This window comes from Aedoeadaptatus ivorii, assembly GCF_900638585.1.
In the GTDB taxonomy this organism is placed as follows: Bacteria; Bacillota; Clostridia; order Tissierellales; family Peptoniphilaceae; genus Aedoeadaptatus; species Aedoeadaptatus ivorii.
On the sequence record NZ_LR134523.1, the window covers coordinates 766544 to 788785 of the forward strand.

At 50.6% G+C, this 22242-nt stretch carries 22 protein-coding genes; 21 read left to right on the top strand and 1 reads right to left on the bottom strand.

Features of this window, described 5'->3' with window-relative positions; genetic code table 11:
• Nucleotides 1-35 precede the first annotated feature (35 nt).
• The 3 genes from EL294_RS03870 (at nt 36) to rpmF (ending at nt 2004) form a co-directional block, all read left to right on the top strand.
• The gene (locus EL294_RS03870; RefSeq protein ID WP_126465390.1) at nt 36-1226 is read left to right on the top strand and encodes an acetate kinase; all 1191 of its coding nucleotides are present in this window, start codon (nt 36-38) and stop codon (nt 1224-1226) included.
• A gap of 148 nt (nt 1227-1374) precedes the next feature.
• Entirely contained in the window at nt 1375-1797 is a 423-nt protein-coding gene (locus EL294_RS03875) for a YceD family protein (protein WP_126465391.1), read from the top strand.
• Between the two features lie 18 nt (nt 1798-1815).
• Nucleotides 1816-2004 (top strand): 50S ribosomal protein L32, encoded by a 189-nt coding sequence (gene rpmF / locus EL294_RS03880; RefSeq protein ID WP_126465392.1) that lies wholly within the window; start codon nt 1816-1818, stop codon nt 2002-2004.
• Between the two features lie 49 nt (nt 2005-2053).
• Here rpmF and EL294_RS03885 read toward each other — a convergent pair whose 3' ends face one another.
• Complete coding sequence (locus tag EL294_RS03885; protein WP_126465393.1) at nt 2054-3313, bottom strand: aminopeptidase; 1260 nt, start codon at nt 3311-3313, stop codon at nt 2054-2056.
• Between the two features lie 187 nt (nt 3314-3500).
• On the opposite strand from EL294_RS03885, the gene rpsB reads away from it, so the two are divergent.
• The 18 genes from rpsB (at nt 3501) to rpsO (ending at nt 22216) form a co-directional block, all read left to right on the top strand.
• Nucleotides 3501-4298, top strand: coding sequence for a 30S ribosomal protein S2 (gene rpsB, locus EL294_RS03890; RefSeq protein WP_126465394.1), 798 nt, complete (start codon nt 3501-3503; stop codon nt 4296-4298).
• 73 nt (nt 4299-4371) lie between these two features.
• Nucleotides 4372-5016, top strand: coding sequence for a translation elongation factor Ts (gene tsf / locus EL294_RS03895; RefSeq protein WP_126465395.1), 645 nt, complete (start codon nt 4372-4374; stop codon nt 5014-5016).
• 15 nt (nt 5017-5031) lie between these two features.
• Entirely contained in the window at nt 5032-5739 is a 708-nt protein-coding gene (pyrH, locus tag EL294_RS03900) for a UMP kinase (protein WP_126465396.1), read from the top strand.
• Between the two features lie 21 nt (nt 5740-5760).
• Entirely contained in the window at nt 5761-6321 is a 561-nt protein-coding gene (gene frr / locus EL294_RS03905) for a ribosome recycling factor (protein WP_126465397.1), read from the top strand.
• A gap of 51 nt (nt 6322-6372) precedes the next feature.
• Nucleotides 6373-7086 carry an undecaprenyl pyrophosphate synthase gene (gene uppS / locus EL294_RS03910; RefSeq protein WP_269471185.1) on the top strand — a complete coding sequence of 238 codons (714 nt, stop codon included), beginning with the start codon at nt 6373-6375 and terminating at the stop codon, nt 7084-7086.
• A complete protein-coding gene (locus EL294_RS03915; RefSeq protein WP_126465398.1) occupies nt 7087-7857 on the top strand; it encodes a phosphatidate cytidylyltransferase in 771 nt (256 codons plus the stop codon). It abuts the gene before it with no gap.
• An 8-nt stretch (nt 7858-7865) separates the two neighbouring features.
• Nucleotides 7866-8864: an RIP metalloprotease RseP gene (gene rseP / locus EL294_RS03920; RefSeq protein WP_126465399.1), complete on the top strand. Its 999-nt coding sequence runs from the start codon at nt 7866-7868 to the stop codon at nt 8862-8864.
• A gap of 13 nt (nt 8865-8877) precedes the next feature.
• Nucleotides 8878-9936: a flavodoxin-dependent (E)-4-hydroxy-3-methylbut-2-enyl-diphosphate synthase gene (gene ispG / locus EL294_RS03925; protein WP_126465400.1), complete on the top strand. Its 1059-nt coding sequence runs from the start codon at nt 8878-8880 to the stop codon at nt 9934-9936.
• Nucleotides 9926-14155: a PolC-type DNA polymerase III gene (locus tag EL294_RS03930; RefSeq protein ID WP_126465401.1), complete on the top strand. Its 4230-nt coding sequence runs from the start codon at nt 9926-9928 to the stop codon at nt 14153-14155. The genes ispG and EL294_RS03930 overlap by 11 nt, the downstream gene beginning before the upstream one ends.
• A 73-nt stretch (nt 14156-14228) precedes the next feature.
• Nucleotides 14229-14690 carry a ribosome maturation factor RimP gene (rimP, locus tag EL294_RS03935; protein ID WP_164715212.1) on the top strand — a complete coding sequence of 154 codons (462 nt, stop codon included), beginning with the start codon at nt 14229-14231 and terminating at the stop codon, nt 14688-14690.
• 17 nt (nt 14691-14707) lie between these two features.
• Nucleotides 14708-16030 carry a transcription termination factor NusA gene (nusA, locus tag EL294_RS03940; RefSeq protein WP_126465403.1) on the top strand — a complete coding sequence of 441 codons (1323 nt, stop codon included), beginning with the start codon at nt 14708-14710 and terminating at the stop codon, nt 16028-16030.
• Nucleotides 16031-16041: 11 nt separating this feature from the next.
• A complete protein-coding gene (gene rnpM, locus EL294_RS03945) occupies nt 16042-16311 on the top strand; it encodes an RNase P modulator RnpM (protein WP_126465404.1) in 270 nt (89 codons plus the stop codon).
• Between the two features lie 23 nt (nt 16312-16334).
• On the top strand, nt 16335-18695 hold the full coding sequence (infB, locus tag EL294_RS03950; RefSeq protein ID WP_126465405.1) for a translation initiation factor IF-2: 2361 nt from the start codon (nt 16335-16337) through the stop codon (nt 18693-18695).
• A 2-nt stretch (nt 18696-18697) separates the two neighbouring features.
• On the top strand, nt 18698-19048 hold the full coding sequence (gene rbfA / locus EL294_RS03955) for a 30S ribosome-binding factor RbfA (protein WP_126465406.1): 351 nt from the start codon (nt 18698-18700) through the stop codon (nt 19046-19048).
• A gap of 3 nt (nt 19049-19051) precedes the next feature.
• A complete protein-coding gene (locus EL294_RS03960; protein WP_126465407.1) occupies nt 19052-20026 on the top strand; it encodes a DHH family phosphoesterase in 975 nt (324 codons plus the stop codon).
• Complete coding sequence (truB, locus tag EL294_RS03965) at nt 20007-20906, top strand: tRNA pseudouridine(55) synthase TruB (RefSeq protein ID WP_126465408.1); 900 nt, start codon at nt 20007-20009, stop codon at nt 20904-20906. The genes EL294_RS03960 and truB overlap by 20 nt, the downstream gene beginning before the upstream one ends.
• A gap of 7 nt (nt 20907-20913) precedes the next feature.
• Entirely contained in the window at nt 20914-21873 is a 960-nt protein-coding gene (locus tag EL294_RS03970) for a bifunctional riboflavin kinase/FAD synthetase (protein WP_126465409.1), read from the top strand.
• 76 nt (nt 21874-21949) lie between these two features.
• The gene (gene rpsO / locus EL294_RS03975) at nt 21950-22216 is read left to right on the top strand and encodes a 30S ribosomal protein S15 (RefSeq protein WP_126465410.1); all 267 of its coding nucleotides are present in this window, start codon (nt 21950-21952) and stop codon (nt 22214-22216) included.
• The last annotated feature ends 26 nt before the right edge of the window (nt 22217-22242 follow it).

The following is a 22242-nucleotide window of genomic DNA, read 5'->3' on the forward strand; positions in this document are numbered from 1 at the left end:
GGAGGTAAATTTTCTAATTCATGAGGAGGAAATGTATGAATATTTTAGTCATCAACTGTGGGAGCTCTTCGCTGAAATATCAACTGATCGATATGAAAGACGAAAAAGTCCTCGCCAAGGGATTGGCCGAACGCATCGGCATCGAAGGCGGCAGAGTGAAATACGAAGCGGAAGGACACGACGAGGTGGTTATCGAAGAAACCCTCGCAGACCACAAAGCGGCCTTGAAGATCGTATTGGATTCTTTGAAACACGAAGAATACGGCGCCGTTAAGAGTCTCGATGAAATCGACGCAGTCGGCCACAGAGTGGTACACGGCGGCGAAGACTTTGCGGAATCCGTTGTTATCGACGAAAAGGTGATGAAGGTCGTAAACGACAATGTGGAAATCGCCCCCCTTCACAATCCGCCGAACATCATCGGGATCGAAGCTTGCCGCGAAATCATGGGCGATGTCCCCATGGTCGCCGTATTCGACACCGCCTTCCACCAAACCATTCCCGCGGTCAACTATATCTACGCCTTGCCTTATGAATACTACGAAAAATATAAGGTTCGCAGATTCGGGTTCCACGGCACCAGCCACCAATATATCACCGAAAGAGCCGCAAAAATGCTGGGAAAAGATTTGGACGATGTCAATCTGATCACCTGCCATTTGGGCAACGGATCCAGCATCAGTGCCGTAATCGGAGGAAAATGCTACGATACCTCTATGGGATTTACGCCGCTTGAAGGCCTTGCAATGGGTACCCGCACCGGCGATATGGACCCCGCCATCGTACCCTTTATTATGGAAAAAGAAAAATTGACGCCCGACGAAATGTCTTCCGTTATGAACAAGAAGAGCGGCGTTTTGGGCATCAGCGGCGTCAGCAGCGACTTCCGCGACTTGGAAGAAGCCGCAGAAGAAGGCAACGATCGCGCGCAACTCGCGTTGGATATTTTTGAAAACCGCGTGCGCAAATACATCGGCGCATATCTCACCGAAATGGACCACTGCGACGGCATTATCTTCACCGCAGGCGTCGGCGAAAACTCCATTACCACCCGAGAAAGAGTCGCCGCCGGCTTGAAGAGCCTCGGCATCAAGCTCGATGCGGAAAAGAACGATATGCGCGGCAAGGAAGCCATCGTGAGTGCACAAGACTCTTCGATTCCCTTGCTCGTCATTCCCACCAACGAAGAATTGATGATCGCTATGGAGACCGCGCGCTTGGTATAAGCCTCTTGACAGAAAAGCCGGATTTAGAATATAATAATTTGCAGCAGTTTTAGAGGTGATAGCTTTGCGTACCGATATTTCTGAATTTTTACGGGGCAGTGAGGTTCACAAGCATCTTGTCGGCAGTCTTCAAAAAGAAGACAGCCCTTTGAAAGTCGACGGTCTGTCTTTGATGGATCCCATCGAATACGAGATGGACATCTACAAAGTCGATCGGGACTTGGAGGTCGATGTGGAAGTGCGATACACCTTAGACCAACGGTGTGATCGCTGTCTGCAACCGGCAAGGCGAGAGATACGAAGTGAATCCCACGTGGTTGTGACGGCAAATGTCACAGAAGAGGACGAAGACGACGACGTACTCGTCGTGGAATCTTTGGAAGAATTCCCCCTTGAAGAGTTGGTATTTTCACAAGTCATTACCTCGGTACCGACGAAAATTCTTTGCAAAGACGATTGCAAAGGCCTGTGTCCGGTCTGTGGTGTAGATTTGAACAAGCATCCCGATCACGAGCACGAGCAGCCCGAGATCAACCCGTTCGAATCGCTAAAAAATCTATTTGAAAAGTAAGATAGGGAGGTGTAAACAATGGCAGTACCCAAGAGAAAAACTTCGAAACAGAGAAAAAACAAGAGACGTGCATCTTCTTATCGTCTGAATAAAACGACTGTCGTGGAGTGTCCGAATTGTCATGAAATCAAAATGCCCCACCGCATTTGTCCGTCCTGCGGACATTACGACGGCAAAGAAGTCATGGCCGCAAGCGAAGAAGCGTAAATGTTCGCAATTAAAAAGGCCGCCGGTATCGGCGGTCTTTTTTGATTGCTTAGATCGTCTTATTTGCAATTTCTTCAAATTCAGCGGCCCAATTCCCCTTCTTGAAAATCGGGAGAACCGTTCCTGCGCGATCGATGCCGTCGATATCCATATCTTCGGCACCGACCATAAAGTCCACGTGGACGAGGCTATCGTTGGCGCCGCGTTCGGCGAGCGCTTCTTTCGACAGTTCTTCTCCGCCCTTTAGGCATGTGGGGTAGGCTCTTCCCAAGGCGAGGTGGCAGGAGGCGTTTTCGTCGTAGAGGGTATTGAAAAATAAGTGGTTGCGATTGGAGATGGGGCTGTCATACGGCACCAGGGCGACCTCGCCCAAGCGCGCAGCACCTTCGTCGGTCTCTAACAAATGTTTTAAGACGTCTTTACCGATTTCGGCATCGAAGTCGACGACTTTTCCATCTTCAAAACGCAGCCAAAATTTATCGATGGTATTGCCGTTATATTGTAGGGGCATTGAGGCATAGACCACGCCATTGGCCGTATCCTTATGGGGAAGGGTGAATACTTCTTCGGTGGGTATATTGGCGACGAAGGGCTTGCCCGCGGGCGTCTTGGAGCCGCCACCCGCCCATAGATGGCCTTCGGGCAGTCCAATCTCAAAATCCGTCCCATTTGACGAACGGTACCGCAGCGTCTTCAACTCGAGCGCGGTAAGAGCTCTCGCTTTTTGATTGACCGTCTCCATATGTGTCTTCCAGTTTTCGATCGCATCGCCGTTTACGCGCGCGGTTTCAAAGATCGCCTCCCACAGTTGTGAAACGGCTGCGGCATTCTCCGCATCGGGAAAGACCTTCTTTGCCCAGGCGCGGGTGGGAACGCCCGCCACCGTCCAGGGGTTTCTATCCGCCATCATGGCTTCGGAATAAAAGGCCATGGCCTGCATGCGATGCTTGGTCGCTTCTTGCAGTCGCTTCCCGTCGATTTGCTTTAAGAGCTCCGGATCGGAACCGGTAAAGGACAAAAACGCGGCGCCTTTGTCCAGGTAATACCGGAACATATCGCGCTCGTATTCGGGTACGGTGTTCAACACCTCGTCGGGAGCATGGGTGTAGCGCAGGAGAACCAGATCGTCATCGGACCAGATGACGTGCACGCTGGGAGCGCCGAGTTCGTAAGCGCATTTTGCGCAGGCCACCGCAAGATCTCGCCCTTCGATGGGAGAGCGGATTACGAGCAGTTGTCCTTTTTCGAGTCCGACGCCGACGCGCACGAGTAGGCGCGCATAATCGTTTAATTTTTCGGTAAAGTTCATATTGCCTCCTTAATATTGAGATATGATTTCAGTATATCACAGATACCCTTTAAGGATGCTTGCGCCACATAATGTGCCGTGTTATAATATATCGGTACAAATACGCACACTTTATGCGAACGCGGCCGTTGCCTTCGGGTCGTCGCGCTCATCAAGTAAAGTGGAGGAATAACAAATTGGAGGAAACATGTCTGTAATTTCTATGAAGAGCCTGCTGGAAGCGGGCGTACACTTCGGCCATCAAACCAGAAGATGGAATCCCAAGATGAAGAAATACATCTTCACCGAAAGAAACGGGATCTACATCATCGACCTGCAAAAAACCGTTCGTAAAGTCGAAGAAGCTTACGATTTCGTAAGAGAAGTTGCACAAAACGGCGGTCAAATTCTGTTTGTAGGTACCAAAAAGCAAGCCCAAGACGCGATCGAAAAAGAAGCGAAAAAATGCGGCATGCACTACATCAACCAAAGATGGTTGGGCGGTCTGTTGACCAACTACCAAACCATCAACAAGAGAATCCAACGCTTAAAAGAGTTGGAAGAGATGGAAACCGACGGTCGTTTCGACGTCCTGCCGAAGAAAGAAGTCATCGGCTTGCGTCACGACAGAGAACGTCTCGAGAAGTTCCTCGGCGGCATTAAAAACATGAACGGTCTTCCCGATGTGATGTACGTCGTAGACCCGAAAAAAGAAAACATTGCCGTGCAGGAAGCACAAAAATTGGGTATTCCTATCGTAGGTATCCTCGATACCAACTGCGATCCCGACGAACTGGACTATCCGATTCCCGGTAACGACGACGCCATTCGCGCCGTTAAGCTGATTACCGAGACGATTTCCAACGCCGTCATCGAAGGAAGACAAGGCGCACAAGAAGAAGCAGAAGAAGTACAAGTGGAAGACATGCAGTCTGAAGACGAATCTGTCGAAGAAACTGAAAATCAAAATACAGATAGTGCGGCTGAAACAGAAGAACAAGAATAAGTTGATTTATAAGAGTTCTAAAGGCCTTTAGGACTCTTATTTTTATGAATAGGATCATTGAAAGGGGTACAAGATGGAAATCACAGCAAAAATGGTGAAAGAACTCAGAGAAAAAACCGGCGCAGGCATGATGGACTGTAAAAAAGCGCTCCAAGAAGCCGAAGGCGATATGGATCGTGCCGTCGATATTCTCAGAGAACAAGGACTCAGCAAGGTCGCTAAAAAGGCGAGCAGAATCGCAGCTGAAGGCATCGTCGACAGCTACATTCACAACAACCGCATCGGCGTATTGATCGAAGTCAACTCCGAAACCGACTTTGTCGCTAAGAACGAAGACTTTAAAAATTTCGTGAAGGATATGGCTATGCAAGTGGCCGCAGCGAACCCCAAATACGTCACCCGCGACGAAGTGCCGGCAGAAGAAGTAGAACACGAAAAATCCATCTTGAAGGAACAAGCACTGAACGAAGGCAAGCCCGAACACATCGTCGAAAAGATGGTAGAAGGCCGCCTGGAAAAATTCTATGAAGAGATCGTCCTCTTGGATCAACCCTTTATCAAAGACGGCGATCAAACCGTCAACGATCTGCTGAGTGCATTGACCGCAAAGATCGGCGAAAAGATCAGCATCCGTCGCTTTGTCCGCTATGAGGTGGGCGAAGGCATGGAAAAACGCGAAGAAGACTTTGCAGAAGAAGTCGCAAAGCAAATGAAATAAGCCCGCGACATGACCATGGAACCGAAATACAAGAGGATCGTCTTAAAACTCAGCGGGGAAGCCATGGCCGGTGACAAGGGAATCGGAATCGATTCGTCCGTGGTTCGCCTATATGCATCGGAAATCAAAAAGATCTCCGAACTGGGCGTAGAAACCTGCATCGTAGTCGGCGGCGGAAACTTCTGGAGAGGGCGCGACAGCCAAGATATGGACCGCGCCACCTCCGATTATATGGGGATGCTCGGCACCGTAATGAATGCCCTCGCCCTTCAAGACGCTCTGGAGCAGATGGACGTCATAACCAGAGTGATGACCGCCATAGAAATGAAAGAAGTGGCCGAACCCTATATTCGTAGACGCGCCATTCGACATCTGGAAAAGCAGAGAGTCGTCATTTTCTCCGGTGGCATCGGCAATCCCTACTTTTCTACGGATACCACGGCGGCACTGCGCGCCGCAGAAATCGACGCAGAGGTCATTTTGCTCGCCAAAAAGGGCGTAGACGGCATTTACGATTCGGATCCGAATGTAAATCCCGACGCGGTAAAATACGAGAGACTCGACTATATCGAAATCCTGAAGAAAAACTTAAAAATTATGGATTCTACGGCGACTTCTCTCTGTATGGAAAACAAGATTCCGCTGATTGTGTTCGGCATCGACAACGAGAACAACATCTACGATGTCGTCATGGGCAAAACTTTGGGAACCCATGTTGAATAGACTGTAATAAGGAGGAAGTTTATGGAGTTTGGCGATATTAAACGCGATATCAAAGACAAAACCGAAAAGACCATTGCAGTATTACGCGAGGAGTTGACCTCGATCCGTGCCGGTCGGGCGAACCCCTCTTTGTTGGATCGCATCACCGTCGAGGCATACGGTCAACAGACCCCTCTGAATCAAATCGCCGGTATTACCGCTCCGGAAGCTCGTCTTCTTACCGTACAGCCCTGGGATCCTTCTCTGATCGGCGCGATCGAAAAGGAAATCTTAAAATCGGATTTGGGTTTGAACCCTTCCAACGACGGAAAGATTATCCGCCTCGTCATTCCAGCGCTTACGGAAGAACGCAGAAAAGATTTGATCAAAGTCGTAGGAAAAGACGCAGAAAAATCCAAAGTCGCGATTCGCAACATTCGCAGAGAGTCCATCGACATCATCAAAAAAGCCGAAAAGAACAAGGAAATTTCCGAAGATGAATTGAAGGCCTATGAGGAAGAAATTCAAAAGGAAATCGACGCCGCCGTCGCCGAAATCGACAAGGTAGCCAAGGCGAAAGAAGAAGAACTGTCAGAAATCTAAAGAAACTAAATAGAACCCCTTCGGGGGTTCTTTCTTTTTAGGAGGAATCTCGTGGATACGGAAACCAGAAATATGCCCGATCATATCGGCATCATTATGGACGGCAATGGCAGATGGGCACAGAAGCGCAATCTTCCTCGCGGCTACGGCCACAAAGAAGGGGCTATGCGCGTTTTGGACATCGTAAAGGCGTGTTACAAAAAAGACATCCCCTATCTTTCGCTCTATGCGTTTTCTACGGAAAATTGGAAGCGTCCGGCGGAGGAAGTGCAGCATTTGATGGCGCTTCTGCAAAAGTTTATCGCCAAATACATCGCCGAAATGCACGAAAACGGCATACGCCTGAATGTAATGGGAGATATCGAAGCTTTGCCCGAAAAAGTCAGAGAATCCGTCCAAGGCGCTTTGCAGACGACCGCCGATAATAGTAAAATGGTCTTAAATATAGGGCTGAACTACGGCGGACAGGACGAAATTCTTCGCGCGGCAAAATCCCTGGCAAAAGACGTGGAGGCCGGCAAAATCGATGCCGATGCCATCGACAAAGAAGCCTTTGAATCGCGCCTTTACACCGCCGGTGCACCGCCGCTGGATCTTTTAATTCGCCCCAGCGGCGAGCTGCGGGTCAGCAACTTTATGTTGTATCAGCTGGCATACAGCGAATTTTGGTTTTCAGACGTCCTCTGGCCGGACTTTACCCCGGAAGTGCTGGACGTCGCCCTTCGGGATTACCAAAACCGAAATCGCAGGTTTGGGGGCATTTAATTGAATAATTTTTGGGTAAGGACAGCGACGGCCGTCGTCTTGTTTTTGATCCTCGCCGTCATCCTCCACTTCGGCGGATGGGTGTTAAATATCGCCGTATTGTTGATCTCGCTGCAGCTCTGTCACGAACTGAGCAGGGCGTTTCAGCACAAGGGACATTATATTCCCGAACGCTATATCTTGTTTTCCTGTTTTCTGCATTATGTGGTCTTTCAATTACAATGGCCGATGTTTATCGCATTTTCCGTATCCACCTTTCTATTGGTGCTCTTCTTGCTTCGGAGTCGGTATTTTACATTAGAAGATGCCGCGATTTGTTTTTTAATTCTGGTCTATGTGCCGTATTTTCTGTTTCCGATCATCTACCTGGACCACACCAACTATATTTATTTGGTCTTCGTCATTACCATCGCCACCGACAGCTTTGCCTATCTCGCCGGCACGTCTTTCGGCAAGCGAAAGCTATGTCCCTCTATCAGTCCGAATAAGACCGTAGAAGGGGCGCTGGGGGCGATTCTCGGTACGGTAATCTGCGGATTGATCTTTTGCGGCGTCTTCGGATTGGGTATTACTGTATTCCACGCGCTGTTTATCGGATTAGCTTCGGTGACGGCACAGTTGGGCGATTTATTCGCATCGAAAATAAAAAGAGAGACGGGAATCAAAGATTACGGCAACTTTTTGCCGGGCCACGGCGGTCTATTGGATCGCTTTGACAGCATCTTATTGATCATTCCCATGGTCTATATGCTGTATTGGTTCCCGCTCTAGGAGGTTTTATGACGACTATACTCGGTTCGATTTTTGTATTCGTATTGATCATCGCCCTACACGAATTGGGGCATTTTGCCATGGCGAAGGCCGTCGGCATTAAGGTCAACGAATATTCCATAGGCATGGGGCCCGCGCTGTGGAAGAAGCAAAAAGGCGAAACACAATACAGTTTGCGGGCACTTCCCATAGGCGGATACGTCGCCATGGAAGGAGAAGAGGATGCCTCGGACGATCCCCGATCCTTTAATAACGCATCGGTCGCGGCGCGAATGGCCGTGGTGGTAAGTGGTGCGGCGATGAACTTCGTATTGGCCTTTGTCGCCTTTACCTTATTTTTAATGATCAGCGGCTATCCGACGCAAACGGTAGATACCGTAATCGAAGGATCTCCCGCACAAGCGGCGGGGATGCGTGCAGGCGATACGATCCTTTCAGTTGACGATCGCGAGGTCCGAAGCTGGGAAGATTTTTCCGGCTATGTCGCGGATAAACAAGGAACGCTCTCCGTTTCGGTGAATCGTGACGGCAATACACTTTCTTTTTCTGTAATGCCGAAGACGGAAAACGGAAAGAGCATCATCGGCGTCAAGCCGACGAGTGAATTTCATCCCATACGCGCAATCGCGGATGGTGCGTCCATGACGGGCGGCGTCGTCCTTACGATTTTCGACGTATTGGGAAAACTCTTTAGCGGCGCCGTCGGCGTCGACAATCTATCTGGTCCGGTAGGGGTCGTAAAGATCATCGGAGATTCCGCAAAATACGGCTTTGCCTCGCTGATGTTTATCACGGGGTATATCTCCGCCAACCTGGGTTTTATGAACCTGCTGCCGATTCCCGCCTTGGACGGGGGAAAGCTCTTGTTCCTTTTGATCGAGGCAATTCGCGGAAAAGCGGTGGACGAAAAGCTGGAAATGGGTCTTTCTCTGATCAGCATCACCCTTTTGTTCGGCCTGATGATCTATGTGACAATTTTTGGAGATATTGCCCGATTTATAAAATAGAGGGAGGATATCGATGGCTGAGAATACGAGACAAATCATGGTGGGAGACGTCGCCGTCGGCGGCGGCGCGCCGATCAGCATTCAGTCCATGACCAATACCAAGACGAAGGATACCGATTCGACGGTTCGACAGATTCACCGCTTGGAAGCGGTGGGTTGCGACATCGTTCGGGTGGCCGTAAACGATGCGGACGATGCAAAGGCACTTCCTAAAATACGATCGGCGATTTCGATCCCCGTAATCGCCGACATTCAATTCGATTACAAATTGGCCCTCTATGCCGTAGAACACGGCGTAGACGGCCTTCGGATCAACCCCGGAAATATCGGTGAGGACTGGAAAATTCGAGAAGTCGCAGAAGCCGCAAAGGCCCAGGGGCTTTCGATTCGCGTCGGTGTAAACTCCGGCTCTGTTAAGCGCGCTTTTATCGACAAATTCGGGGGCGTCAATCCCGATTCTATCGTCGGATCCGCTTTAGAAGAAACAGAGATGTTGGAAAAATTTGGTTTTCGCGACATAAAAGTTTCGCTGAAGTCATCGGATGTCCACCAATCCGTCGAAAGCTACCGCAAATTTGCCGCCCTTACGGACTATCCGCTGCACTTGGGCATTACCGAAGCCGGTGCGGGCGAAAGGGGCATCGTAAAATCCGCCATGGGTCTCGGGATTTTGCTGTACGAAGGCATTGGCGATACGATGCGCGTCTCCTTGACCGGCGACCCGACCGATGAAGTACAGACGGCAAAGTTGATTTTATCGGGATTGGGGCTGCGAACAGACGGAATCGAGATCGTCTCCTGCCCGACTTGCGGTCGCACCGAGATCGATTTGATCGGTATCGTAAAAGAAGCGGAAGAGCGTTTTAAGGATCTCGACTTTCAGGGCAAAATCGCGATTATGGGTTGCAGAGTCAACGGGCCCGGCGAAGCACAAGAAGCCGACTACGGCATTTGCGGCGGAAACGGCCGCGGCGTGATCTTCAAAAAAGGCAAGGTCATCCGCTCGGTTTCGGAATCGGAGCTGCTCGACGGACTGATCGAGTGCATAGAAAGGGATCGTCTTGAAAAATAAATCCGAAAATCCATCAGAGCGCGCTCTGGTGGATTTTATGCTAAATAGAAACATCAAAGTGAATAAGATCGTCTACGCTCCCGATCGCGCGGAAATCGTCTGTTATAGCGAATCCGTAGACGACGATTCGCAGCGGTTCAGCGATCTGATGACCCGCTGTTTTTCGGGTGTATCGATTCGAATGCATCATGAACAGACACCCGAGGCCGTCCCCGTCAAAGACCTCTCTTCCGAAGATATATTGGAATTTTTGCGGGGGCGCATCGCTTCTTCGCAGGCTTGGCTCGACGCAAACAGCTGCAAAATCGAAAAAGACAGCATTACCCTCCGCGTGCCGAATGTTACCATGGAAAGAAATATTGCCGCCCTCTCTTTAGAAGCGGAACTGGAGAAAATCAGCGGCCATTCCTATCGGATTTGTTGCAAAGTGGAAGAAGCGGAGGCGGAGATAGAAGCACTGTGTTCGCAGATGGACGACGAGGAGTCCGAATTCTGTGCGCGCTATCAGGCGGAGGCGGCAAAGTTTGAAAAACAAGAAGCCGCTCAGATCGAGGAGAATTATATCTTCGGCAAGGACAATTTCGACGCACCCATGCCGCTTTCGGATTGTCGAGGCGGAGAAACTGTGACCGTAGCGGGACAGGTGTTTCAAACGGATCGCCGCAATATCAAAAACAACAAGACGCTTTTTATATTATCGATCTACGATGGAAGCGACAGCCGCAATGTAAAAGCCTTTGTCAAAGACGAAGAAGCCGATGCGTTTGCCGCGCATTTTAAGACCGGTGCGGACATTCTCGTGCGCGGAAAATTCGAATACGACAGTTTTGACCGCAACGAGAGCATTATGGCGAGGAGTATAAAGAACATCTTCGTAGAACGGCGCACCGACACGGCACCCGAAAAGCGGATCGAGCTACATCTGCACACCAAAATGAGCAATATGGCGGGCTGTGAAAGTATCGGCGCCTTTGCCCGTCGCGCAAAGGAATGGGGCCACAGTGCCATCGCGATCACAGACGACAATGTGGTCCAGGGCTATCCCGATGCGATGCAGGCAGCCAAAAAACACGATATGCGCATTCTCTATGGCATCGATGCCGATATCGTCGACGACAAAGAGAAAATTTTTAAGAATCCGGACGGCGTTCGACACGATCTAAGCTATATCGTCTTCGACTTGGAGACGACGGGTTTTTCTCCGCGCTTCGACGAAATTACGGAGATCGGCGCCGTGAAAATCGAGAAGGGACGAATCGTCTCTCGATTTTCGACATTTGTTAATCCCGGACGGCCGATCCCGGAAAAGATCGTCGAATTGACGGGCATCACCGACGATATGGTAAAGGATGCGCCGAAGATCGACGAGATCTTGCCGGAATTTGAATTCTTTATCGGCGAAGGGATCTTGGTCGCCCACAATGCCACCTTTGACTCGCGCTTTTTGGAATTTCGACGTCCCGAAAAACCGCGCTATGCGACCATCGATACGCTCTTGTTGTCCCAATGCCTTCCGATTTCTGTAAAAAACTACAAACTCGGGACCCTGGCAAAGCGCTTCGGCATCTCGCTAAACGGCGCCCACCGCGCCGTCAACGACGCCGAGGCGACGGCGGAGCTGTTCTTGGAATTGCAAAAACTCGCCGCCCGAGAAGGCGTAGATGCACCGGAGTCGTATGAAGAACTCTACCACCCCCATCCGGAGCGCCTTTTTCCGACAAAACTGACCCTTTTCCCCAAAAATTTAGAGGCCCTTACCGAACTGTACCGATTGGTCTCGGATTCGCACACAAAGACGTTTTTCCGCACGGCGCGCATCCCGCGCTCTAAATTGGAAGCCGTACGGGAGGATTTCATCGTAGGCAGCGGGGGAGAAAGCGGAGAACTCATAGATGCCTATCTGCGCGGCGCCTCGGACGCGGAATTGAAGGATCACATTCGCCGCTGCGATTATGTCGAAGTTTCCCCGCCGCCTCGGTATAGAAAAGCCTATTTCGACGGTCTGCTCCAGTCACAGGCGGATGCGGAAGAGATGATTTGCCACATTTTGCGTCTTGCCGATGCAGAAGGCGTACCCGTCGTCGCCTCCTCCGATGTGCGCTATATGGATCCGGATGATTATTTGTATTTTGAGATCTTGAAGCACGCAAAATTTAGCGGCCGGGCGATGGGCAATTCCCATGCCTATTTTATGACGACGGACGAAATGCTCGCGGCTTTTGATTTTCTGGGGCAGGAGACGGCGCATCGGATCGTGATCGAAAATCCTTTCGACATCGTCTCGGCAATCGAAGAAATCCAACCGATCCCTTCGGGTAAATTTCCTCCGAAGATTCAAAATGCCGATGTCGATTTGCGCAACGATACCTACAAACGGGCGCGGGAAATCTACGGCGACCCGCTGCCCGAAATCGTCGAACAAAGGCTCGAGAAAGAACTTACCAGTATCATCGGAAACGGCTATGCCGTGATGTATCGCATCGCCCAAAAGCTCGTCAAAAAATCCAATGACGACGGATATTATGTGGGTTCGCGGGGATCGGTCGGTTCCTCTCTCGTTGCGACGATGACGGGCATTACCGAAGTCAACCCGCTTTCGCCGCACTATGTCTGTCCGGACTGCGGATTTAGCGATTTTTCGGTGGAGGAGAGCATCAGTTCCGGTTTCGATCTGCCAAAGAGAAACTGTCCCGAATGCGGCGCGCCCTTGCGACGGGATGGGCACAAAATCCCCTTCGAAGTCTTTTTGGGCTTCTATGGCGATAAGGAACCGGATATCGACTTGAACTTTGCCGGGGAATACCAACCCACGGCGCACAAGTTTATCGAAGACAGTTTCGGCGAAGGCTTTGTGTTCCGCGCCGGCACCATAGGCACTTTGGCGGAGAAGACCGCCTACGGTTTCGTGCGGAAGTATCTCGAAGAGAATAATATCCTCAAAAATCCCATAGAAATTCAACGCCTCGCCAAGGGCATCGAAGGGGTCAAGCGGACCAGCGGACAGCACCCCGGCGGCATTATGATCGTGCCCAAAGACGAAGACATTCACCATTTTTCGCCGATCCAATTTCCGGCGGACGATGCGAAGAAAAACGTGATTACCACGCATTTCGATTACCATTCCATCAGCGAAAACATTTTGAAACTCGACATCCTCGGCCACGACGCGCCGACGATTTTGCGCATGTTGGAAGATCTTACGCATACGCATATGGAAGATGCCGAAATCACCGACCCCGCGGTGAAGGGGCTGTTTCTTTCCGCAGAGGGTCTGGGGATGGACGAAGACGTCTTCACCTGCCAGACGGGGACTTTGGGAATTCCGGAGTTCGGCACGAACTTCGTCGTGCGAATGCTACTGGAGACCAAACCCGACAGCTTCGGTTCTCTCGTCAATATTTCTGGGCTTTCTCACGGCACGGACGTGTGGACCGGCAATGCCCAGGAGCTGGTGAATAGCAACCGAGCGAGCATTTCCGAAGTCATCAGTACCCGAGAAGACATTATGAACTACCTGATTCGCGCAGGGGCGGAAAACAAAGTCGCCTTCGATACCATGGAGGCGGTTCGAAAGGGCCGCGGCATTCCGGAAAAGTATGCGGATATCCTTCATTCTCTGAAATTGCCGGAATGGTATCTGGAAAGCTGCCAAAAAATTCAGTATATGTTCCCGCGCGCCCACGCCGTCGCCTATGTGCTCACCAGTCTGCGGATTGCCTGGTATAAGGTGCATTACCCCCTTGCCTTTTATGCGGCCTACTTTACCACGAAGCTTTCGGATCTGAACGGCGAGGTAATTTTAAGCGGATCGGAGGGGGTCAAAAGGCGCATGCAAGCCATTGAAGCGCTGAATTTTGAAGCGACCAAAAAAGAAAAGGATGAATTTCAACTGCTGCGCTCGGTCATGGAGATGTTTGCGCGGGGGTATGAATTTGCTCCGATTCTGCTTGAGAAATCCCATCACAGGAAGTTTTTGATCGAAGACGGAAAAATTCTTCCACCATTCGGCGCATTGCCCGGCGTCGGCGAAACCGTAGCCCGGGAAATCTATCGGGAAAGAAAGCAGGCGCCGTTTTTGTCGGTAGAGGATCTCGTATCCCGTACCGGCGCTTCGAAGACGGTCGTCGAGATGCTTTCTGCCCACGGCGTACTGGACGGAATCCCGAAAGACAATCAGTTGAGTATGCTCGATATCATTGGCGGCATGGCCAAAATGTGATATACTGAAGTGAAGTTAGACGAGTGAAACTAGAGTGGGGCCCCCACTCTAGTTTTTTATGGGAGGTGAGTTCTTGAAAAGTTCTCAAATGCGGGAGAAGATCTGTGCCGCTGCCGAAAAAGCAGCCGCCCGATTGGATTATGAAGTGGTCGAAGTGGAGATTCTTCGAAAAGAGCCGGCGCGTATCATCATTACCGTGTATCACGCCGACGGGGTGGATATCGACGACTGCGCCGAAATCTCTCGAGATGTCGACGAACAAATCGAAAACGAAGACCTATTTCCGGGCGCCTATACCCTGGAGGTACAGTCTCCCGGACTGGACCGGCCGATCCGAAGCCGCGACGATTACAGAAGAAATCTGGGCAAAAAAGTCGAAGTCCGACTGTATAAGAAATTAGAGAATAAAAAGGACTTTGTGGGAATTCTCGCGGATTACGGCGAGGATACCGTAGATATCCGAGAGGAAGACGGCCGAATTGTCACCCTCGATTCAAAATCCATCTCTTTAATGCGACAGGTCATTGAATTTTAGGAGGCAATGAAACGATAATGAATGAAGAGTTTATTTACGCTCTGAAAGAAATAGAAAATGAAAAGGGAATAAAAGAAGAAGTCATTCTGGAAGCCTTGGAGTCCGCATTGCTCTCCAGCTATAAGAAAAATTTCGGAACGGCTCAAAATGTCGTGGTAGAGATCGATCGGGAAAACGGAGAAATTTCTATTTCCGCCGAACGCCTCGTCGTAGACGAAGTATTCGACGAAAATACCGAGATCAGCGTCGAAGAGGCGCGCGCTACGTATCCGGAGATGGAGACGGGAGATGTATATTACGATAAAATCGATCCCGAAAAATTCGGACGCATTGCCGCACAAACGGCGCGACAAGTGGTCATTCAGCGCATAAAAGACGCCGAGCGAGAAGTGATCTACGACGATTATGCCGATCGGGAAAATGAAATCATCACCAACGAGGTGCAGCGCACCAGCAAGGGGAATGTGTTCGTCGACTTAGGCAAGACCGAGGCAATTCTTCCCATATCCGAACAAATTCCGGGGGAATCGTATCGGCAAGGCGATCGATACAAGATGCTGATCCTGGAGGTCAATCGACAGCCGAAGGGGCCGCAGATCGTCCTTTCTCGGAGCCACCCGAATTTGGTACGCCGCTTATTCGAGCTGGAAGTACCGGAAATCCACGACGGCGTGGTGGAAATTTATTCCATTGCCAGAGAAGCGGGCAGTCGCACGAAGCTCGCGGTCTTCTCGAAAGACGAAGATGTGGATCCCTTGGGCGCTTGCGTGGGCTTCAAGGGCAGCCGTGTAAAGACCATCGTCGAAGAACTCCACGACGAGAAGATCGATATCGTGATCTGGGAAAAGGACATCGGCAAATTCATAGGCAATGCGCTGAGTCCTTCGAAGGTCGTGGACGTATTCATCAACCAAAAAGAAAAATCCGCCCTCGTGGTAGTACCCGATTACCAACTGTCTTTGGCCATCGGAAAAGAGGGCCAAAATGCGCGGCTTGCTGCCAAGCTGACCAATTGGAAGATCGATATCAAATCCGAAACGCAATTTCAGGAATATCTGGATGCGCTCGAGACGAATATAGCGGATTTTCGCGCGTCCTTTGAAACACAACACGGCGCATCCCACGATACCGACGTCTCGGGATATGGCGATACAGAAGACGGATCCGATAATTTTGCCAGCATTGAAGGCCTGACGGGCTTGGACCTTTCGAATCTGTTTGCCGATGCACAACCGGAGGAGAATGCAGAAGAGGCGGCGCCGGCTGATGCCGAAGAGCTAGCAGATGCGGAAGCCATTGATGCGGCAGGCGATCCGGACGTTCACGAAACGGAGCAATAGCGGGGAATACAATGGCGAAACCGAAAAAAATCCCCATGCGCAAATGCGTAGGTTGCGGCGTAGCAAAGCCGAAAGCAGAATTAATGCGCGTAGTCAGAAATCAAGAACAAGAGGTTTTTATAGACGAAACAGGAAAGGCGAACGGTCGAGGTGCCTATATTTGCAAGGACGAAGCTTGCCTGCATAAAGCACAAAAATCGAAGGCCTTTCATAGAGCGCTGGGAGCGGAAATCCCGGCGGCGACTTTTGAAGTATTGAGAGAATCTTTGAAAGATCTATAATCCTCTACTTAGGAGGTGTTCTCATGTCGAACAAAAGAGTATATACCGTAGCGAAAGAGATCGGTATGGCGAGTAAGGATTTAATGGACGTCTTAAAGCAGGCGGGCATGTCCGTAAAAAGTCATATGAGCACTCTGTCGGAAGAAGAACAAAAGCAGCTGTATGATTTTATTCGCCGGGCGCAAAACGCCCAGGAAGAAGCGCGGACTGCGGCCAATGTGGCGGAAGAGAATCGAGTCGAACCCGAAAAGCAAGCCGAAAAGCCGTCTCGCGCTTCAAAACATGGGAATGTAACATCGGACAAAGCAGAACAAGAAAAAGACGAAGAACTATCCGAGCCGAAACAAGAAAAGCGCGAAAAGAAATCCGAGTCGCCGAAGAAAGACGGTTCTAAGGAGAAAAAGACGAAGAAAAAAGATGTTTCTCGTCCGAATCTCCACACTCGAAGCGATGACGACGAAGAGAGAGAAGAAAAGAAATCGCGCAAACGCGACGGCGGAAAGAAGAAACATAAACAGCGGGATCAGGAGCCTCAAGAATTCGATAAGCCCAAGCATCCCAAAAAGAAATCGCGCAGCCAAAAGCGCAAGGAACGACAAGCGCGAGAAATGGAGAAAGGGGATCAGGCCATTAAGATTAAAGCACCGCTTACGGTTAAAGAATTTTCGGGATCCATCGGGGTCAATATTGCCCAGGTGATTACGAAGCTGATCGGCTTGGGCATTATGGCGACGCAAAACGAATCGATCGACGAAGACGTAATCGCGATTCTCGCCGACGAATTCGGCAAAGAAGTCGAATTTATTTCCGAAGAGGATTCCGACATCGAAGAATTATATGGCCTGGATCCGGAAGATCCCGAGGAATCTTTGAAAAAGCGTCCGCCGGTGGTTACCGTTATGGGCCACGTCGACCACGGCAAGACGTCGATTCTGGACGTCATCAAAAAGAGCCATGTTACCGCTTCTGAAGCCGGCGGCATTACCCAGCATATCGGGGCTTACCAGGTCTCCGTGCATGGAGAAAACATCACCTTTTTGGACACACCGGGCCACGAGGCCTTTACCGCCATGCGCTCCAGAGGGGCATCGGTTACCGATATCGCGATCCTCGTAGTGGCGGCTGACGACGGCGTTATGCCGCAGACCGTCGAGGCAATTCACCACGCCAAGGCGGCAGAAGTCCCCATTATCGTCGCCATCAACAAGATCGACCGCGAAGGCGCCAATCCCGATCGCGTGCGCCAGGAACTGGCCGAAGAAGGTTTGGTCTCTGAAGACTGGGGCGGCGATACGATTATGGTCGAAGTCTCGGCCAAGACCAAAGAAGGCATTCCCGATCTATTGGATATGGTCCTATTGGTCGCAGAAGTACAGGAACTAAAGGCCAATCCCGATCGGCTCGCCGTCGGTACGGTGGTTGAAGCACGCCTCGACAAGGGAAAGGGACCCATGGCGACCATACTCGTACAAAAAGGGACCCTTACCGCGGACAGCTTTATCGTTTCGGGAACCAGCCACGGCCATATTCGCGCCATGACCGACGATAAGAAAAAGCGCCTGAAAAAGGCGGGTCCGTCTACCCCCGTCGTGATTCTCGGGCTGGACGATGTCCCCAATGCCGGGGATACGGTCTATGCCGTCAAGGACGAAAAGACCGCCAAGGAAATCGCAAGCCGCAACATTGCCGCATTACGGGAAGAAAAACTGGCGACCAAAAACAAGATTTCTATGAGCAATCTCTTCGAAAAAATCAAAGAAGGGGAACTCAAGGATCTGAACCTGATCGTCAAGGCGGACGTCAAAGGAACGGTAGAGGCGATCAACCAGTCTCTGCTCAAACTGAACGAAAACGACGAGGTCAAGGTCAATATCATCCACTCCGGCGCCGGCGGCATCAACGAGAGCGATATCAACCTCGCCTCGGCTTCCAATGCCCTGGTCATCGGATTTAATGTACGGCCCAATATCAATGCGATCGAACTCGCCAAACAAGAAGAAGTCGACGTTCGCACTTATCGCGTCATCTACGACATTATCAACGATGTAAAGGGTGCCGTAAGCGGCATGCTCACCCCCGATATCGAAGAGGAAGTGTTGGGTCGCTGCGAAGTGAGAGACACCTTTAAACTTCCGAACAACAACATCGTCGCGGGGATCTATGTCTTGAAGGGAAAAATCGTCCGCAACGGCATGGTGAAAGTACTGCGCGACGATATCGTCATCCACGAAGGCCCGATTGCTTCCCTGAAGCGATTCAAAGACGATGCCAAAGAAATCGCCCAAGGCTACGAAGGCGGTCTTATGGTGGAAAACTTCAACGACATCCAGGTCAAGGACTTATTGGAATGTTATATTGAAAAGGAAATTAAGAAGGAATTATAGATATGAATAACAAGAGGATCCACAGAATATCTGAAGAAATCAAACGAGAACTCTCCGATATTATTCAAAACAAGTTAAAGGATCCGAGAATCCCGCCTTTAACCAGCGTCTCCTTTGTATCGGTTACCGGAGACTTGTCCTATGCGACCGTAGGCATTTCCGTTTTCGGAGATGATCAGGCGAAAGAAGACGCGCTCGAGGGACTAAAGAGCGCCAAGGGATTTATGAAAAAGGAATTGGGACGCAATATGAAGCTGCGGGCCATGCCCGAATTGCTGCTCGAACTGGACGACAGCATCGAAAAGGGGATCGAACTGCAGCAGCAAATCGACGCCCTTAAAGATTCGGAGTAGTCTATGGAACAGACGCAATTTGCAGAAATTCTGCGCCAAAAAATTGACGAGACCGATCGGATCGCCATACTGTCTCATACCAGCCCCGACGGGGACAATTTGGGCAGCTTACACGCGCTCTACGGCCATTTGAAAAATGCAGGAAAAGACGTCGTCTATTTGGGAAACGATACGGTGCCCTCGAACTTGCAGTTTTTATCGTCGGTGGAGGCGCGGGTTCCGGTCGATACCGTCGATGAGGACTTTCCCTTATTGATCGCGTTGGATTCTTCCGACGAAGATCGCTTCGGAAAAACGGCAAAAGCATTATTTCTGCGAGCAACATATTGTGTGAACATCGATCACCATTTCAGCAACACCCAATATGCGGATTTAAACTTCGTCGATGCCGATGCCACATCCACTGGAGAAGTTTTGTTCCGAATTTTAGAAGCGATGGGCGCAGAGATCACGCCGAGTATGGCGACGGGGCTGTATACGGCATTTTCGACGGATACGGGAAGTTTTCAATACGACAGCGTGACGGGCGATACCCACCGCATGGTGGCAAAACTCTACGATTACGGCTGCGATCACTATACAATGGTCAAAAACTTCTACCAATCCGAATCGCCGAATAAACTATCCCTCGTCACCGCCGTGCTTTCGAAGATTCGCTATTATTTCGACGGTCGCGTCGCCGTCTCCGATGCATCCCTCGAGGATTTTGAACGCACCGGTGCCAAATCCGACGATACCGAGGGCATCGTCGAAAAAATCCGCAATGTAGACGGGGTAGAGCTCGCCGTATTTCTCAAAGAGAAAGAAGACGAGATCAAATTGTCTTTTCGCTCCAAATCCGAAACGGACTGTACGAAAATCGCCGAGGCCTTCGGCGGCGGCGGGCATATTCGCGCAAGCGGCGCCACCACGCATGGATCTTTGGAAGCCGTTGAGAAAAAGCTTCTCGAGGTCTTAGATGAAACATTCGGAAAATAAGTCGGCGATCGGCATCGTGGCCGTCGACAAACCCGCGGGTTGGACCTCTCACGATGTAGTGGCAAAATTGCGCCGCCTCTACCATACGAAACAGGTGGGGCATACCGGCACGTTGGATCCGATGGCAACCGGTCTTTTGCCGGTCTGTGTCGGCAAGGCGACCAAGCTCGTAGAGTATATCGCCAGGGACCGAAAGACTTACCTTGCAAAGGCGGTTTCTGGAATCCGAACCGACACCGGTGATACGACGGGAATAGTCTATGCCAAGAGCGATCTCCCCGTTCCGGACGATCTGGCGGAAATCCTTGCCTCCTTTGTGGGAGAACAAGACCAGATTCCGCCGATGTATTCGGCGCTGAAGTATAAAGGCAAAAAGCTGTACGAATACGCGCGCATGGGGATCTGCGTGCCCCGCGTCCCTAGAAGGATATGCGTCTACGATTTAGAGTGCATCGATGGCGCTGCCGATGCAATCACATTGCGCGCGAGTGTCTCTTCCGGCACCTATATTCGAACGCTTATCGACGATATCGGCGTGGAGGCAAGCTGTTATTTTACGATGGCGGGATTGCGGAGAGAGTCGGTGGGCAAATTGCATGTCGAGGAAGCACATACACTCGATGCCATCGAAGCGATGTCGGAGGCGGAACGCGAAGCGCTTTTGCTTCCGATGGACCGCATGCTGGGGCATTTGCCGGCAGCGGAGTTTCCGGCGTCGCAACGACTTGCGCTTTCGCAGGGAAAATCGTTCGAATCACCGTATGTCGAAGAAGGCGAGAACACATTCCGCGTCTATACCGACGGCGAATTCCTGGGACTCGGCGAAGTGCGAACCAAAGACGGAAGGCGAGAATTCAAGATGAAAAAGGTATTATGTTGAGGTGGGTATGGAAATAATACAGGTGGATCTCGAATCGAATATATCGCCGGAGACGTGTATCGCCCTCGGAAATTTTGACGGCATGCACCTCGGGCATCAGGCGCTGATACGAGAAGTTCGCCGCATGGCGAAGGCGGCGAACATGTCCGCATCGGTTTTGATTTTCAAAGAACACACGAAAAATACCTTACACGGTGGTAGGCAGAATCTTTTGACGCTCCGCGAACAGAAATACGAGATCCTGGACGCCTGCGGCATCGACCGCGTCTATGAGATGGACTTTACCCGCGAAATTATGCAGTTGTCGCCGGAAGATTTTGTGTTGCGCTTTTTGATCTCGCATTTGAAAATCCGAGGCGTGGTCGTAGGCTACGATTACAGATTCGGCCATATGGCTGCGGGAAATGTGGAGAAAATGGAAAAACTCTGCCAATCCGGTGGCATCGATCTCTCGGTCATTCGCCCCGTGCTTTACGGCAGCGAAGCCGTATCCAGCACACGCATTCGAAACGCCGTCCGCGAAGGCGATATTCTTTCCGCCACCGGTATGTTGGGCAGGCCCTATACCATACGCGGATCCGTACAGCCGGGCAAGCAGCTGGGTCGAACGATCGGAATCCCTACGGCCAATGTGCACTTTCCCGACGACTATATCGTGCCCAAGTTCGGCGTCTATGCCGCCAAAGTCCGTATCGACGATCGCTGGTACGATGCGGCGACCAGCATCGGCACCAACCCGACTTTTTCGGAGCGGGGCATAAAAATTGAATCGTATCTCTATGATTACGAGGGAGAGGAATTTTATGGCAAGGTGATCGACATCGCCCTGGTCGATTACATTCGCCCCGAAATCCGTTTTCCCGATGTTTCGTCTTTGAAACAACAAATGGATGCGGATCTGAAGGAAATTCCTTTGAGAATTCGCGATCGGCAATTTACTTTGCCGCCCGTTCATGCTAAAATGTGAGGGTACTAGTTTTACTCGGATTGTCGATCCTCGACGCGATCTTGGTGAGACCGAATGATTTATTTAGGAGGAAAAAATGTTATCTACTGAACAAAAACAAGAGATTATTAAAGCGTACCAAAGAGAAGAGGGAGACACCGGTTCTCCGGAAGTTCAAGTTGCTATTTTGACGCACACGATCAATGCATTGAACGATCACCTCAAAGAACATACAAAAGACCACCATTCCAGAAGAGGTCTTTTGAAAATGGTCGGTAAGAGAAGAAATCTTCTGCGTTACCTGCGCAATAAGGACGTAGAGCGATACAGAACCCTTATCGAACGCTTAAATATCAGAGGATAAGAAACCACATGAAAGAGCGGGAGACC

What these genes read in the sequence shown, in the direction of transcription:
- rpsB (WP_126465394.1), top strand. Translation starts at nt 3,501, where the DNA reads ATGTCTGTAATTTCTATGAAGAGCCTGCTGGAAGCGGGCGTACACTTC.
- tsf (WP_126465395.1), top strand. Translation starts at nt 4,372, where the DNA reads ATGGAAATCACAGCAAAAATGGTGAAAGAACTCAGAGAAAAAACCGGC.
- rseP (WP_126465399.1), top strand. Translation starts at nt 7,866, where the DNA reads ATGACGACTATACTCGGTTCGATTTTTGTATTCGTATTGATCATCGCC.
- rnpM (WP_126465404.1), top strand. Translation starts at nt 16,042, where the DNA reads ATGGCGAAACCGAAAAAAATCCCCATGCGCAAATGCGTAGGTTGCGGC.
- rpsO (WP_126465410.1), top strand. Translation starts at nt 21,950, where the DNA reads ATGTTATCTACTGAACAAAAACAAGAGATTATTAAAGCGTACCAAAGA.
- pyrH (WP_126465396.1), top strand. Translation starts at nt 5,032, where the DNA reads ATGGAACCGAAATACAAGAGGATCGTCTTAAAACTCAGCGGGGAAGCC.
- EL294_RS03970 (WP_126465409.1), top strand. Translation starts at nt 20,914, where the DNA reads ATGGAAATAATACAGGTGGATCTCGAATCGAATATATCGCCGGAGACG.
- infB (WP_126465405.1), top strand. Translation starts at nt 16,335, where the DNA reads ATGTCGAACAAAAGAGTATATACCGTAGCGAAAGAGATCGGTATGGCG.
- truB (WP_126465408.1), top strand. Translation starts at nt 20,007, where the DNA reads ATGAAACATTCGGAAAATAAGTCGGCGATCGGCATCGTGGCCGTCGAC.
- frr (WP_126465397.1), top strand. Translation starts at nt 5,761, where the DNA reads ATGGAGTTTGGCGATATTAAACGCGATATCAAAGACAAAACCGAAAAG.
- EL294_RS03960 (WP_126465407.1), top strand. Translation starts at nt 19,052, where the DNA reads ATGGAACAGACGCAATTTGCAGAAATTCTGCGCCAAAAAATTGACGAG.
- rbfA (WP_126465406.1), top strand. Translation starts at nt 18,698, where the DNA reads ATGAATAACAAGAGGATCCACAGAATATCTGAAGAAATCAAACGAGAA.
- ispG (WP_126465400.1), top strand. Translation starts at nt 8,878, where the DNA reads ATGGCTGAGAATACGAGACAAATCATGGTGGGAGACGTCGCCGTCGGC.
- nusA (WP_126465403.1), top strand. Translation starts at nt 14,708, where the DNA reads ATGAATGAAGAGTTTATTTACGCTCTGAAAGAAATAGAAAATGAAAAG.
- EL294_RS03885 (WP_126465393.1), bottom strand. Translation starts at nt 3,313, where the DNA reads ATGAACTTTACCGAAAAATTAAACGATTATGCGCGCCTACTCGTGCGC.
- EL294_RS03870 (WP_126465390.1), top strand. Translation starts at nt 36, where the DNA reads ATGAATATTTTAGTCATCAACTGTGGGAGCTCTTCGCTGAAATATCAA.
- rpmF (WP_126465392.1), top strand. Translation starts at nt 1,816, where the DNA reads ATGGCAGTACCCAAGAGAAAAACTTCGAAACAGAGAAAAAACAAGAGA.